This is a genomic window from Streptomyces sp. G5(2025) (assembly GCF_049542075.1).
Classification (GTDB): domain Bacteria; phylum Actinomycetota; class Actinomycetes; order Streptomycetales; family Streptomycetaceae; genus Streptomyces.
Genome location: NZ_JBMUZT010000006.1, coordinates 3,962,353 through 3,975,974 on the forward strand (window position 1 = coordinate 3,962,353; position 13,622 = coordinate 3,975,974).

At 71.5% G+C, this 13,622-nt stretch carries 12 protein-coding genes and 1 pseudogene; all 13 read left to right on the plus strand.

Annotated features, from left to right (window positions below; genetic code table 11):
- The first annotated feature begins 523 nt into the window (after positions 1 to 523).
- The 13 genes and pseudogenes from ACOBQB_RS28850 to ACOBQB_RS28910 all read left to right on the plus strand — a co-directional run bounded on the left by ACOBQB_RS28850 (position 524) and on the right by ACOBQB_RS28910 (position 13,577).
- The gene (locus ACOBQB_RS28850) at positions 524 to 712 is read left to right on the plus strand and encodes a lysine biosynthesis protein LysW (protein WP_423595663.1); all 189 of its coding nucleotides are present in this window, start codon (positions 524 to 526) and stop codon (positions 710 to 712) included.
- Positions 709 to 1,578: a RimK family alpha-L-glutamate ligase gene (locus ACOBQB_RS28855; RefSeq protein WP_423595665.1), complete on the plus strand. Its 870-nt coding sequence runs from the start codon at positions 709 to 711 to the stop codon at positions 1,576 to 1,578. Before ACOBQB_RS28850 ends, ACOBQB_RS28855 begins: the two co-directional genes overlap by 4 nt.
- Before the next feature lie 14 nt (positions 1,579 to 1,592).
- Positions 1,593 to 2,222 (plus strand): degT/DnrJ/EryC1/StrS aminotransferase, encoded by a 630-nt coding sequence (locus tag ACOBQB_RS28860; protein ID WP_423595667.1) that lies wholly within the window; start codon positions 1,593 to 1,595, stop codon positions 2,220 to 2,222.
- Positions 2,223 to 2,371: 149 nt separating this feature from the next.
- A pseudogene (locus tag ACOBQB_RS28865) lies at positions 2,372 to 3,537 on the plus strand (DegT/DnrJ/EryC1/StrS family aminotransferase).
- The gene (gene argC / locus ACOBQB_RS28870; RefSeq protein ID WP_423595669.1) at positions 3,530 to 4,597 is read left to right on the plus strand and encodes an N-acetyl-gamma-glutamyl-phosphate reductase; all 1,068 of its coding nucleotides are present in this window, start codon (positions 3,530 to 3,532) and stop codon (positions 4,595 to 4,597) included. Before ACOBQB_RS28865 ends, argC begins: the two are co-directional and overlap by 8 nt.
- Positions 4,594 to 6,450, plus strand: coding sequence for a M20/M25/M40 family metallo-hydrolase (locus tag ACOBQB_RS28875; protein WP_423595671.1), 1,857 nt, complete (start codon positions 4,594 to 4,596; stop codon positions 6,448 to 6,450). Before argC ends, ACOBQB_RS28875 begins: the two co-directional genes overlap by 4 nt.
- The gene (locus ACOBQB_RS28880; protein WP_423595673.1) at positions 6,447 to 7,265 is read left to right on the plus strand and encodes a 1-deoxy-D-xylulose-5-phosphate synthase N-terminal domain-containing protein; all 819 of its coding nucleotides are present in this window, start codon (positions 6,447 to 6,449) and stop codon (positions 7,263 to 7,265) included. Before ACOBQB_RS28875 ends, ACOBQB_RS28880 begins: the two co-directional genes overlap by 4 nt.
- Positions 7,266 to 7,273: 8 nt before the next feature.
- Positions 7,274 to 8,407: a hypothetical protein gene (locus ACOBQB_RS28885; RefSeq protein ID WP_423595675.1), complete on the plus strand. Its 1,134-nt coding sequence runs from the start codon at positions 7,274 to 7,276 to the stop codon at positions 8,405 to 8,407.
- The gene (locus tag ACOBQB_RS28890) at positions 8,395 to 9,648 is read left to right on the plus strand and encodes an ATP-grasp domain-containing protein (RefSeq protein WP_423595677.1); all 1,254 of its coding nucleotides are present in this window, start codon (positions 8,395 to 8,397) and stop codon (positions 9,646 to 9,648) included. The genes ACOBQB_RS28885 and ACOBQB_RS28890 overlap by 13 nt, the downstream gene beginning before the upstream one ends.
- On the plus strand, positions 9,645 to 10,970 hold the full coding sequence (locus ACOBQB_RS28895) for a hydrolase (RefSeq protein ID WP_423595679.1): 1,326 nt from the start codon (positions 9,645 to 9,647) through the stop codon (positions 10,968 to 10,970). Before ACOBQB_RS28890 ends, ACOBQB_RS28895 begins: the two co-directional genes overlap by 4 nt.
- Positions 10,967 to 12,283 carry an MFS transporter gene (locus ACOBQB_RS28900; RefSeq protein WP_423595681.1) on the plus strand — a complete coding sequence of 439 codons (1,317 nt, stop codon included), beginning with the start codon at positions 10,967 to 10,969 and terminating at the stop codon, positions 12,281 to 12,283. The genes ACOBQB_RS28895 and ACOBQB_RS28900 overlap by 4 nt, the downstream gene beginning before the upstream one ends.
- Positions 12,276 to 13,214 carry an NAD-dependent epimerase/dehydratase family protein gene (locus ACOBQB_RS28905; protein ID WP_423595683.1) on the plus strand — a complete coding sequence of 313 codons (939 nt, stop codon included), beginning with the start codon at positions 12,276 to 12,278 and terminating at the stop codon, positions 13,212 to 13,214. Before ACOBQB_RS28900 ends, ACOBQB_RS28905 begins: the two co-directional genes overlap by 8 nt.
- A 66-nt stretch (positions 13,215 to 13,280) precedes the next feature.
- Entirely contained in the window at positions 13,281 to 13,577 is a 297-nt protein-coding gene (locus tag ACOBQB_RS28910) for a putative quinol monooxygenase (RefSeq protein ID WP_423595685.1), read from the plus strand.
- Positions 13,578 to 13,622 lie beyond the last annotated feature (45 nt).

Consider the following 13,622-nt stretch of genomic DNA (forward strand, 5'->3'; position numbering starts at 1 on the left):
CGGGTATACGCCGCCGGAGGTCGGCTATCGCTTTGCGGACTTGCTGCTTTGCGGTATCCGGTGAGGATTCTCCCCAAGCCGTCTCGATGAGGCGCTCGATGGGCACCGTCCGCCCGGACTCCAGCAGCAGAGACGTCAGAATGCGCTCCTGAAGCGGTCCGCCGAGCTTGATCCGGCGTTCTTCGGCCCAGCATTCCAGTGACCCCAGAACGTTGAACCGCAACCCGCCACTCTCTGTACCCATCAACGTGCACTCCCCCCGTGCTGCCTGGAAATGCCAGGAAACATGCGCCAATGACAGCTTAGGTGGCACCGTCATCGAGTGGTACCGGAGCGGTAGGTGAGCGGTATCACCGTCCGGCAGGCTCCTTTCCGCCACCCAAAGTGGCGCTCCTCCGTACATCCCGAGGCATCTACCGGTGCCGGAGGAGGCGGCCCTCATTTGCTTGCGTACCGCAAATTCGCGAGCAAATAGCGGTGCCGGCGAAACGGGCGATGTAATTCCGAAAAAGGAGTCATGGGCATGACACTTGCGACCGCTGTCGCCAGCTGTCTCGTATGCGACACCGAATTCGAGGTGCGCGAGGACTGGGAGAAGGGCGAAATCACCGAGTGCGGGGCCTGCGGCCAAGAGCACGAGGTCGTCGAGAAGTCCGCGTCGGGCGTACGCCTGGACCTCGCCCCTGAGGTGGAAGAGGACTGGGGCGAGTGACAACCTCCGACCAGGTCCTGCTCTCGGTCACGATGCTGCGCCCGGAGGAGAAACTGCTTCTCGGCGCGCTTCGTGACGAGGGCCTGACAGCGCGACCGCTGCTCATGGAGGATCTGGCCGAGATCGTGGCGGGCCACACCGGCCCGCCCGCTCTCGCCCTGATCAGGAACCTCTCCCATCGGGACGCCATCAGCGTCTCCCGCCGCCTGGAACACGCGGGGGTGACCACCCTCAACCGCGCGGCGACGATCGAGACCTGCAACGACAAGGGATTGCAGGCGCTGCTCTTCGCGCAGCACGGCATCCCGCACCCCGTCACCCGGCACGCCTTCAGCTTCGACCAGGTCCGCAAGTCCGTCGCCGACCTCGGCATGCCCGCCGTCGTCAAGCCGGTCAGCGGCTCCTGGGGGCGAGGGGTCAGCAAGATGACCCACGCCGACTGCGTGGAGGCGTGGGCCGCGGGCCGCGAGTCCGTCGACGCCACGGGAAAGCAGTTCCCCGTCGTCGTACAGCAGTACGTCGACAAGCCCGGCCACGACCTGCGGGTGGTGGTCGTCGGGCGCACCCCGGTGGTGGCCATCCAGCGGGTCTCGGAGGACTGGCGCACCAACACCCACCTGGGTGCCGAGGTCCAGCGGGTCGAGGTCACCGTGGAGCTGGAGAAGCTCTGCGGCCAGGTCGTCGACGCCCTCGGCCCCGGCTTCTACGGGGTGGACCTCGTCGAGGACCGGTCCACGGGCGAGCTGCTCGTCCTCGAAGTGAACGCCAACCCCGAATTCGCCCGTTCCTCCGCCCGACACGGAGTGAACGTCGCCGGCCACCTCGCCGCCTACGTCGCCCAGACCCTCACGGCCTCGGCCGTGTGACACGGAGAAGATCCATGGAACTGTTCGACACCGCAACGGTGCTCGCCCGCGTCCTCACGACCGGCGTGGTCATGAGCATCGAGAAGAGCGACCGGGAACTGCCCGGCCTCGAAAGGCTGCTGACCAAGCAGACCGGACGCGCACGGGCCGTCCTCGTCAACAGCCGCACCGCCGCCCTCCACGCGGCACTCGCCGGCCAGGGCATCGGCCACGGCGACACCGCCGCCGTCCCCGAGCCGGACGCGGCGGCCGGCCGCTTCCTCCAGTGGCTCGGCGTCACCGTCCAGGACGGTGGGCCGGTCGCGTACGACTACGTGTCGCTGGACCCCGCCAACGCCGACCGGCTCGGCGAGCTGACCCGCGACTCCGCGGCCCCCGCACTCGTCGTGGACCTCACCGGTCTCGGCTTCGGGCCGGCCGCCGCCGTCCTCACCGACGACGCGGGACTGTGGGCCAGGGCCGAGCGGCTGAAGATCTTCGGCGCCTACGACCTGCGCACGATGTGGACGCAGGAAGAGGCCGACGCCGAAGTGGTGCCCGGCGTCCAGTTCAACTACCGGCTCAGCCCCCTCGTGGCCGCCTGCGTGCGGATGGCCCTGACCCAGGCGGCACGTCCCGCCACTCCCACCGGAGCACGCTCATGATCACTGACTTCCCGGCAGTACCGCTGCCCCTGCCCGACCCGGCCGAACGGGACGCCGAACTCGCCGCCCTCGGCGGCGGGGCCATGATCCCCAAGACCTCGCGCCGCACGCTCTTCCCGGTCATCACCAAGGAAGACGTCTTCAACCTGATGCTCGCTCAGCGACAGACGCCCGAGAAGGTCGTCGCCGACTTCGCCGAGTCGTACCGCGCCTACGTCGGCGCCGCCCACGCGCTGCCCACGGCCAGCGGCACCTCCAGCCTGCACATGGCCCTCGTCGGCGCCGGCGTGCAGCCCGGCGACGAGGTCATCGTGCCGGCGTTCACCTTCATCGCGACCGCGCAGGCCGTCGTCGCCGCGCACGCGATCCCCGTGTTCGTCGACATCGACCCCGTCACCTACTGCATGGACCCCACGGCCGCCGCCGCCGCGATCACCGACCGCACCCGTGCGCTCATGCCGGTCCACGTGCACGGCCTGCCCGCCGACGTGACGGCCCTGCGCGCCCTGGCCGACAAGCATGGCATCGCCCTCGTCGAGGACGCCTCGCACGCCCACTCGGCGAAGGTCGGCGACCGGGTGGCCGGCTCCTCGGCGACGCCGCGGGCCAGAGCCTGATGGCCGACAAGAACTTCCCGCTCGGCGGCGAGGGCGGCATCGCCTTCTTCGCCACCGAGGAGAGCTACGAGCGGGCCCGCGCCCACCTGGAGCACAACGGCATCGACTACGGCATGTCGTGGGTCGCGGCGGCCTTCGGCGCCAGCCAGCTCAAGCGGCTGCCGTACTACGACGAGATCCGCGCCCGCAACGCCGCCCTGCTCGGCGAAGCCCTGCGCGAGACCGGGCTCTTCACCCCGCCCCACGTGCCGAGCGGGCACGTCCACGCGTACAACATGTACCGCACCACCCTGCACCCCGAGGCCGTCGGCCTGGGCGACATACCGGTGTTCGCGGTCAAGGAGGCCGTGCACGAGCTCCTGGTCGCCGAGGGCGTCCCGGCCCGCGAGTGGCAGAACACCCCGATCCCGTGCCACCTGCCCTTCCAGCACCGGGACGGCTTCGGCAACGGCTACCCGTTCTCCCTCAACCCCGGCGCCGTGCGCGACCACCGGCCCGAGGACTTCCCCGTCACCCTCGGCATGCTCGACAGCACTCTCGTCCTCTGCCGCGAGCTGCGCTCCCCGGTGGAGTACGAGCGGATCCTGCGCTACGCCGACGCCTTCCGGAAGGTCGCCCGCCGTCCGGACGCCATCCGCAAGCTCGTCGAGACCCGCGACTACCGTCGCCCCTACGACAAGGCGGCCCGCCTTGGCTGAGTCAGCGCACGAGAAGATCCGCGTCGCCGTCCTCGGCGCCAGCGGTTACACCGGCGGCGAGGTGATCAGGCTCCTCCTGGAGCACCCGCGGGTCGAACTCGCCTTCCTCTCGGCGGAGCGGGCCGCGGGCGCCACCGTCGGCAGCAGCCACCCCTGGCTGCGCAACCACCCCAAGGCGGCCGGCCTCACGTTCCGGCCGCTGGCCGAGCTCGCGCAGACCGACACCGTCGACGTCGCCTTCGGCTGTCTGCCCACCGGCACCCTGCCCGAGCAGCTGCCGCTCGTCGCCGACCGCGCCAAGCGCGTACTGAACCTGGGCGGCGACTTCCGGCTCCGCGACGAGAAGGACGTGAGCAGGCACTACCCGAGGACGGCCGCCCACCCGCCGCTGGAGGACTTCGCCTACTTCGTGCCGGAGTTGAGCACCGGCATCCCCGAGAGCCGGTTCATCAGCCTGCCCGGGTGCATGGCCGTCACCACCGTCTACGCCCTGTACCCGCTGTTCGCCGGCACCGGCCCGCTCGTCGCCGACCGCGTGGTGGTCGACGCCAAGACCGGCTCCACCGGCGGCGGGCGCGGCGGCGGTGAACCGCCGGCCGAACGCAGTGGCAACTTCCGGGTGCACAAGCTGCACGGCCACCGGCACGCGCCGGAGGTCCAGCAGGCCCTCGCCGACTTCACGGGCGCCGCGGTCGACCTGCGGTTCTCCACGCACAGCCTGGACGTGGCGCGCGGCATCATGGTGACCGCCTACTCCGAGCTGCGGCCCGGGGTCACCGCCCTGGACGTCAAGCGCGCCTACGCCAAGGCGTACGTCGGCAAGCCGTTCGTCCGCGTCCGCCCGGCGCCCAAGGCACCGCAGGACTTCCCCATGCTCAAGGCCGTCACCGGCTCGAACGTCGCCGAGGTGGCGGTCTCCGTCCGCGACGGCCAGTGCGTCACCGTGGCCGCCCTCGACAACCTGATCAAGGGCGCGGCAGGCCAGGCCATCCAGGCCATGAACCTCCTCCACGGCTTCGACGAGACGGCCGGACTGCCGGTCACGGCGGTGTCGCCATGAACCGACCGCTGTACGTCGTCAAGGTCGGCAGCGCGACGCTCGACCGCGAGACCATCCACAAGGAGATCGCCGACATCGTCGCCCGCGGCGCCCGGGTCCTCCTGGTGGCGGGCGGGGCCACGGGCATCCAGCGGCACTACACGGCCATCGGCCGTCCCGTCCCCACCCTCCGGCTGACCAACGGCGACGAGGTGCGCTACTGCCCGCCGCGGGAGATGGACCACATCGTCGACGCCTACGAGCGGGTCACCCTGCCCGCCGTCGAGCGCGACCTGCGGGCCCTCGGCCTGCGGGCGTACACGGCCGTCGCCGCGCGCGGCAGCCTGGTCGCCGGCCGCGGCAACCGCCCGTTGAAGGCGCTGTCCGCCGAGGGACGCCCCGTCGTCGTCCGCGACCACCGGGCAGGCGTACCCGCCGACGTCGACACCGCGGCGCTGAAGGCCCTGCTCGACGCGTACGACGTGGTCTGCCTCTCCCCGCCGGTCGCGGACCGGGACGGCGGGGCCCCGCTGAACGTGGACGCCGACGTGCTGGCCGCCGTCCTCGCGGTCGCCCTGGACGCCGACCACCTCCGGCTGGTCACCGGCACCGCCGGGCTGCTGACCGATCCCGCCGTACCCGGCTCCACGCTGCGCGACGCCTACCCGGGCGACGGGGAGCAGTACGCCGGCGGGCGCATGCGGCAGAAGGTGCGCGCCGCGGAGATCGCCCTGAAGGGAAGCAGCGCCGACGTCGCCATCACCGGCCCGCACACCATGAGCGAGGCCACGGGCTGGACCCGGTTCTGGCGCACCCGGGGCCCCGCCGACGACCTCGACCTGCTCACCCGCGCCGTCTGCGTGCCCTCGGTCTCCGGCGACGAGGCGGAACTCGCCTCCTGCCTCGCCGAGTGGTGCCGCGAGCGGGGCATCGAGGCCCACATCGACCCGGCGGGCAACCTCGTCGCCTCCCGGGGCACCGGCTCCCGGCGGCTGCTGCTCCTCGGCCACCTCGACACGGTGCCGCACCGCTGGCCCGCCGAGTGGCGTGACGGCCAGCTGTGGGGGCGCGGCAGCGTCGACGCCAAGGGCAGCCTCGCCGCCTTCCTGGAGGTCCTCGCGGACGCGGACGTGCCCGAGGACGGTCAACTGGTCGTCGTCGGCGCGGTCGAGGAGGAGATCTCCTCCTCCAAGGGCGCCTTCCACGTACGCGATCACCACACGGCCGACGCGGTCGTCGTCGGTGAACCCAGCGGCTCGGGGAAGCTGACCCTCGGCTACTTCGGCCTCTTCAAACTGGCGGTGACCGCCTCGGTGCCCACCGGCCACTCGGCCGGCATGGACGCGGTCTCCGCCCCGGACCGCCTCATCCGCGTCCTCGGCGAGATCCGCGCGTCGGTACTGGAACAGGCTCCCGAGGCGCTCAGCGCGGTCATCGACATCCGCTGCGAGCGCGGCCGGGAGCGCGACCGGGCCCACGGCGTCCTCAACTTCCGGGTGCCGCCCGGCGCCGATCTCGCCGCACTGCGGAGCGCCGCCCTCCAGCACGTCGGCGACGGCGTCGAGATCGAGCCGCAGCGCGCCACCCCGGGCCACCAGGGCGGCCGTTCGGGCCCCCTGGCCAAGGCCTTCACCCGGGCCTTCGCCGAGGCGGGGATCAGGCCGCGCTTCGTGGTGAAGAAGGGCACCTCGGACATGAACACCCTGGCGACCACGTGGCACGACGTGCCGATGGTGGCGTACGGGCCGGGCGACTCCGCCCTCGACCACACCGATGAGGAGCGCATCGGCGGCGACGAGTACCGCGCCGCACGCTCGCTGCTCGCCGACGCGGTGAACCGCTGGTTCGCCCTTCCGGAAGGGAGCCGCCGATGACTGCCGTGCTCGACAGTCCCACCGGCACGGAGGCGGTCGCGTCCGTCCTGGCCGAACGGGCCCTGGAGGCCCGGCGGCTGGTCGTCGACATGGCGGCGTCCGAGCGCGGCTGCCACCTGGGCGGCAGCCTCTCGGTGCTCGACATCCTGATCGCCGCCCTGCACCGGTCATCGGCCGGGGACGGCACGGAGGTCGTGCTGAGCAAGGGGCACGCCGCCGCGGGCCTGTACGCCGCGCTGTACGTCACCGGCATGCTGCCGGAGAACCCCGCCCCGCTGTACGGCAAGGCGGGCCGGCCCTACACCGGCCACCCGGGCCCCAAGGTGCCCGGTGTCCGGTTCCCCACCGGCAGTCTCGGGCACGGCGTCCCGTACGCGGCGGGGTGGGCGCTGGCCCGCCGGATCGGCGGGCAGCGGGGCCTGGGCATCGCCGTGGCGGGCGACGGAGAGCTCCAGGAAGGCCTGGTGTGGGAGACCTGCCAGGTGGCCGCGGCACAGGAACTGGGCAACTTCGTGCTCATCGTGGACCGCAACGGCGGACAGAACGACGGGATGGTCGCGGACATCTCGCCGCTGCCGCACCTCACCGAGCGGTTCGCCGCCTTCGGGTTCGAGGCCGTGGAGGTCGACGGGCACGACCCGGCCGCCCTGGTCGAGCTGTTCGCCGCCGACCGGTCCGCCGCGCGTCGTCCGCTGGCCGTCGTCGCCCACACCGTCAAGGGCAAGGGCGTGCCCGCGGTGGAGGGCAAGGCCGGCTCTCACTACGTGACCATCGACGCCTTGCGCGCCGCGAAGTGGAAGCGAGCGATCCGATGAGTGCCGCGATGACTGCTGTGACGAGTGCCGCGACGGCCGCTGACACGACTGCCGCGACGGCTCCCGGGGTTCCTCTTCCGGCGCCCCTCTCCGGTCGTGACGCCTACCGGGACGAGCTGGCCGCGCTCGCCGCGGACCGCACCGACCTGGTCTGCCTGGAGGCGGACCTCGGGGGCAAGAAGCACCCCTTCCAGATCGCCCACCCGGACCGGTTCTTCAATGTGGGGATCGCCGAGGGCGCGATGGTCGACATGGCGGCCGGACTGGCCGCCGGTGGGTACAAGCCGTTCGTCAGCACCTTCGCCCCCTTCGCGGCGCTGCGGGCCGCGGAGAGCCTGAAGCTGACGCTGGGCTACCTGAACGCCGGGGTCACCGTCGTGGCACCGTACGCGGGCGTCTCCGGTGCCTGGTTCGGCACCACCCACCACTGCCTGGAGGACCTCGCGGTGCTCCGCAGCGTCCCCGGCGTGACCATCGCGGCCCCCTACGGCGAGGCCGAGATGCGCGCGGTGGTCCGCTCCGCGGTGCGCGACGGCGGGCCGCACTACATCCGTACGGGCCGCAACGCCACGTACGAGTCGCTGGACCTGCCCGGCGGCGAACTGCCCCTGGTGAACTGGGAGTTCTCGGCGGCGGACACCGACGACGTCTGCCTGGTGTCGGTGGGCGAGGAGGGCACGCGCCTGGCGCTGGCCGCCCGCGCCGCCACCGGGGCCTCCCACGCGCATCTGGTCTACCTGGACCACGAGCACCTGTCCGCGGCGGCCGCGGAGCTGGCGGGCCGGCACACCCGGTTCGTCGTCGTCGAGGAACACCGCAGCCAGGGGGAGTGGCCGAGGCGCTCGCGCTGCTGCTGCCCGGCTGCGAGGTCACCTCGGTGGGCGCCGGTCAGGGCTGGCCCTCGACCGGTGGCGACCACCAGGAGGTCATGGCGGCGCTCGGCCTCGATCTGCCCGCCGTACTGGCGGCCGTGGACAGAGCGCGGCACGCCCCCGGCGTCGGCGCTCACTGAGCGTCCCCCCGGCCCCCGGGGCCCCTTCCCCCTCCTCCCCCCGGGGCCCCGGGTCCCCCCTCTCTCCCTCTCCCCCTCCCCTTCACTTCTTCACTTCAGGAACATACGGAGCGTGACATGCACATCCTGATGATCGAATGCAACCCCAACGGCATCGCCGGCATCGCCAACGCCCTGGAGCTCGGCCACGACGTCACGCTGGTGTCGGTGGACCCCGACTTCTACCTCGCGGCCTCGCCCCTGGCCGAGGCGGCCTACGCCCACCCGAACTGCCAGGTGGTCAAGAGCGCCGAGGCCTTCTCCATCGACGAGCTGACGGCGCTGGCCCGTCAGCTGCACGCCCGGAAGCCGATCCACGGCGTGACCACGTACAGCGAGTACCACACCGTCCACACGGCGGCGGTCGCCGAGGCGCTGGGGCTGCCGGGCATGAGCGTCGAAGGCGCGCGCAACGCCCGCCACAAGCACCTGACCCGGCTCACCCTGGACGGCACGGGTGTCCGCCAGCCGCGCTTCGCCCACGTCGCCGACCCGAAGGACGTGGAGGCGGCCGTGCGCGAGATCGGCTTCCCCTGCGTGGTCAAGCCGTCCGACGGCACGGCCAGCCTGCATGTCCTGCACCTCAAGGACGAGGAGGACCTGCGCGCCTACCTCGCCGAGCTCGCCGACGTGGCCGACTACGGCCGCGGTGTGGTCCGCATCCCCGACCTGCTGATCGAGGAGTTCGTCACCGGCGAGCTGATCTCGGTGGAGTCCTGTGTCCTCGGCAAGGGCGAGGTGGTCAACCTCGGCCTCACCGACCGTCCGATGAGCGGCTTCCCGCACTTCATCGAGATGGGCGCCACGTACTTCAGCGGCCACCCGCTCCAGGACGAACTGTTCGACATGACCACGCGCCTGCTGAACGAGCTGGGCGTGGACTTCGGCTTCATCCACACCGAGTTCCTCCTCGGCGCCGACGGCCCGGTGCTGTGCGAGGTCAACGGCCGGCTGATCGGCGGCATCGTGCCGAGCCTGATGGAGCTGACCTCCGGCGTCGACCCCTACCTGGAGGTCATCCGGCAGGCGCTCGGCGAGCGTCCCGAGCTGCCCTACCCCGGCGAGACCACCGCGGGCGGCCACTGGTTCGGCGCGCCGATCGACGGAGTCGTCGAGTCCATCGGCTTCGACGGCCTCGCGGAACTGCCCGGCTTCCACAGCGCCCTCGCGTACAAGAAGCCCGGCACCGCGGTCAACCGGCTCTCCCGGAGCAACTTCGACTGGATCGGGCACACCATCTTCACCGGCGCCGACCGCACCGAGGTCAACAAGCGCTGCGCGGAGGCCCTGGACCGCATCGACCTGCGGCTGAAGGTCGAGGTCGCCCGATGACCACGGACGTGGCAGCGCAGGACCTGCTCGGGGTGGCGATCCCCTCCCTCGACCCCGAGGCCGTGTACGACGTCACCGTCGAGGACGGCGTCTTCACCCGCATCGAGCCCTCGGGCGCACGCGGCGGCGGCGAGACAGAGCTGTGGCCGGGTTACACCGAGACCCACGCCCACGTCTCGTTGCCCGCCAACTGGGACGACACGGCCGACGACCCCCGGATCGTCGCGCTCCAGTACGTCTACCACGGCGTCACCCACGTGGTGGACATGTTCGGCTTCCCGCTGGTGGACGAGGCCTGGGCGGCGGGCCGCGAGGCGTCCGCCGTGCCGTACCCCGAGCTCGTCCACTGCGGCTACGCGGCCACCGCGATGACGAACGCCGCCGGACTCACCGGTCACGGCGTCGAGTTCCCGGCCCCGGTGCACATGATCGCCACCGAGACCGACCTCGAACACGCGATACGCTCCAACGTCGACCGCGGCGGCACCTTCCTCAAGGTGATGTTCACGGACGGCACCGAACAGCCGGACAGCCCGGTGAAGTTCTCCCGGCTGTCCCGGCGGGTGCTGGAGTTCACCGCCCGGATCGCGGCCGACCGCGGCATCACCGCCGTCATCGACTGCAACACCCTCCAGGAGACCCGCTGGGCCTACGAGTGCGGCTTCCGCCTCTTCGCCCACACCGTGCGCGACCGCACCCTCGACGCGGCCGACTGGAAGGAGTTCGAGGGAGCCCGGTTCGTCTCCACCCTGGCGGGGCTGCGGCCCATGATCATGACGGGCGACGAGTTCCGGGCCGAGTACGGGCGCGAGGGCTTCGCCGAGACCCAGGACATCCGCAACCTGGAGTTCGCCCAGGCCATCGAGAAGCCGTACGGCATCGAGTTCGGCTGCCAGGAGACCCGCACCGCGGCCCTCGCCGACATGCGCCGCAACGCCCTGGCCACGCTGCGCGAGGGCAAGCTGCTGATCGGCACCGACTCGGGCAACACGGGCGCCTACCACGGCTACTCCTTCCTGAGCGAGCTCGACCTGCTGCGCGGCGACGACGCCTCGCTCGAAGGGCCGCTGCGGCACCAGGCGACGGTCGGCGGCCGCCGCTACTTCGACGAGTTGAGCGGGGACACCAGCGGCGCCCACCCGCTGCGCGTCGGCGCCACCGCCACCTACAACCTGCACGCCCCGGGCCGGCCGCTGTCCGCTCTCCCGCTGAGCACCGTCATCGGGGGCGTGCCGATCGACCGGCAGGCCGTCGCGCGTGCCATCGCCGAGCTGCGTGGCGCCGCGGGAACCGCCGGGGCGGAACGGGGGGAGGAGCTGTGATCAAGGAACGCACCCGCGCCCTCGTCGGCGTGACCGGCGGCATCCTCCTGGCGAACGTGGGGAGTTACATCTGGTTCCCCGTGCTCGTCGCCACCCTCGGCGGCACCGACAGCGGCTTCTGGGCGGGCGTCGTCATGTGTATGACGTACGTCGGCCGGCTGCTCGCCACCTTCTTCTACGAAGGGATCGCCGCCCGTACCGGCGTCCGCGGGGGCGTCTTCCTCGGCACCGCGCTGGAAGCCGTGGCGCTCGGGCTCATGGGGTTCACCGACGGTGTGCTCGCCTACAGCCTGCTGGCGTTCTTCATCGGTTTCGGATCGGGCGTCTCCTTCCCCGGACTGAAGAACGTCCTGGTCTCGTTTCCCGAGGCCGAACGGCCCAGGGCGTTCTCCGCGTTCCAGATGGCCGGGCAGGTCGGCCTCTTCGGTGGCGCGCTGCTGGGCGGCGTACTGGCCGACGTGGAGCTGCGCACCCTGTTCTCGGTGGTCTTCGCCTTCTTCATCGGCTTCTGCCTGATCACCTCGGCGCTGATCCCGCGCGGTGGCTTCGAGAGCGCGGCGGCCGGCGGCGAACGCGTCCCGCTGTTCAGCCTGACCGCGTTCAAGGGCATCGAAGTGCGCGGCGCCACGCGCTACTTCCTGCTGTCCGCGGCGTTCTGGTTCCTGTCCCTGGGCTTCGTCGTCGGCATCCCGCTGCACATGGCGGAGTACGTCCCCCAGTGGGCGCCCTCCTCGCCGTTCTGGATCACCGGCCTCAGCATCCTGGTGCTCCAGTACCCGCTGTTCAAACTGTTCAACAAGCGGTTCGGCCCCGGCGCGGTCATGGCCTTCGGCCTGGCCGGGATGACCATCGCGTTCATCGCCTTCGGGGCCGGGCGCACGGGTCCCTGGGTGGTGGTCGGCTGTCTGACGGTCGTGCTCGGCGAGATCCTCTTCGTGCCGTCGTTCGACCTGTGGATCGCCCGCCGGGTGCCCGAGCACCGGTTGGCCAAGGCCATGGGGGCGATGCACTTCTTCCGCAGCGCCGGGAACATGGTCGGCTCCCTCGCCGCGGGCATTCTGTTCGACCTGTCGCGCTCCCTCGATGTCGCGGGCGGCAACTGGTACGTCGCCGCTCTGCTGGCGGCGGGCTGTGCGCTCATCTGCTTGAGCGGTCGCGGCTCCGACGACTCCGACGGCTCAGACGAGTCCGGAGACTCCGGCGCATCCGATGAGACCGAGGCCGGCGAGACCGAGGCCACTGAGACCGAGGCCGGCGAGACCGAGGCCACTGAAGCCACGGCGAAACAAGAGAAGGTAACGGAAAATGTCTGACATCTGCGTCATCGGGGGCACCCGGTACTTCGGCAAGGTGCTGGTGCAGCAACTGCTGGACGAGGGGCACCGGGTCACTGTCGTCAACCGCGGGCAGACCCCCGATCCCTTCGGCGACGCGGTACGGCGACTGCGCGCCGACGTCACCGTCTCCGGCGAACTGGCCGCCGCGGTGGCGGGGGAGCGGTTCGACGCCGTGGTCCACCAGATGTGCTACACGCCGATCGCCGCCGTCGAGGTGTGCGAGGCCTTCGGCGACCGCGTCGGCAAGATCGTCCTGACCAGTACCATCGAGGTGTACAACAAGGACACCTTCCGCGGCCGGACGCCCGCCCCGTCGTTCAGTGCCCGCGCCCGCGAGGAGGAACTCGACCCGGCGACATACGACTTCGACACCGAGCTGCCCTGGTACTCGCCCGGCTACCTCGACGTCCACTACGGCGAGGGCAAGCGGCAGGCCGAAGCCGCGCTGGTCCGCTCGGCGAAGGTCCCGGTCCTGCTGGCCCGTGTCGCCCATGTCCTGGCCGCGGAGGGCGATTTCACCGGCCGGCTTCAGTTCCACCTCGACCACGTCAGGGACGGACGCCCCGTCGTCGCCCACGCCTCGCCCGGCAGGACCTCGCTGGTGCGGGCCGACGAGGCCGCCGGTTTCCTCGCCTGGGCGGCCCTCTCCGACGCCACCGGAGCGGTCAACGTCGCCTCGCCGGACACCGCCGACGTCTATGACTTCTGCGCCGCGGTGGAGAGCGCGACCGGGCTCACGGCCCACGTGATCGAGAAGGACGACCCGGCCGGCGACCCCGATCTGTCCCCCTTCTCCTGCCCGGCGGACTTCGGCATGGCGAACGACCGGGCGACCGCGCTCGGCTACCCCTTCACGCCGATCGCCCAGTGGCTCCCCACGGTCGTCCGCGCCGCGGCGACCGCCTAGACCGATTCCCTCCACTCCCTCCACTCCCTCCACTCTCTCTACCCCCAACTCCCGTCAGGAGCAGTCATGTTCGACCTCATCGTCATCGTCCGGGTCCCGGAGACCGACAACATCGCGCCGGTGGCCGACGCCCTCGCCCGGATGCGCCCCCTGTGCCTCGGCGAGGACGGGTGCGTCAGCTGGGAGGCGTATCAGTCGGAGGGCGAGCCGGGCCGCTTCGTGCTCGTCGAGCGCTGGGCGAGCCGCGCCCACTGGGAGGCGCACGACGCGGGCGACGCCATCCAGAAGATCTACGTGCCCGAGATCATGCCGCGCATCGAACGCGAGGTGCACCCGAGCGCCCCGGTGAGCAGCGCGCGGTAGCGGCGGCGGTAGAGCGACAGCGGTAGCGGTACCGGTAGCGGCAGC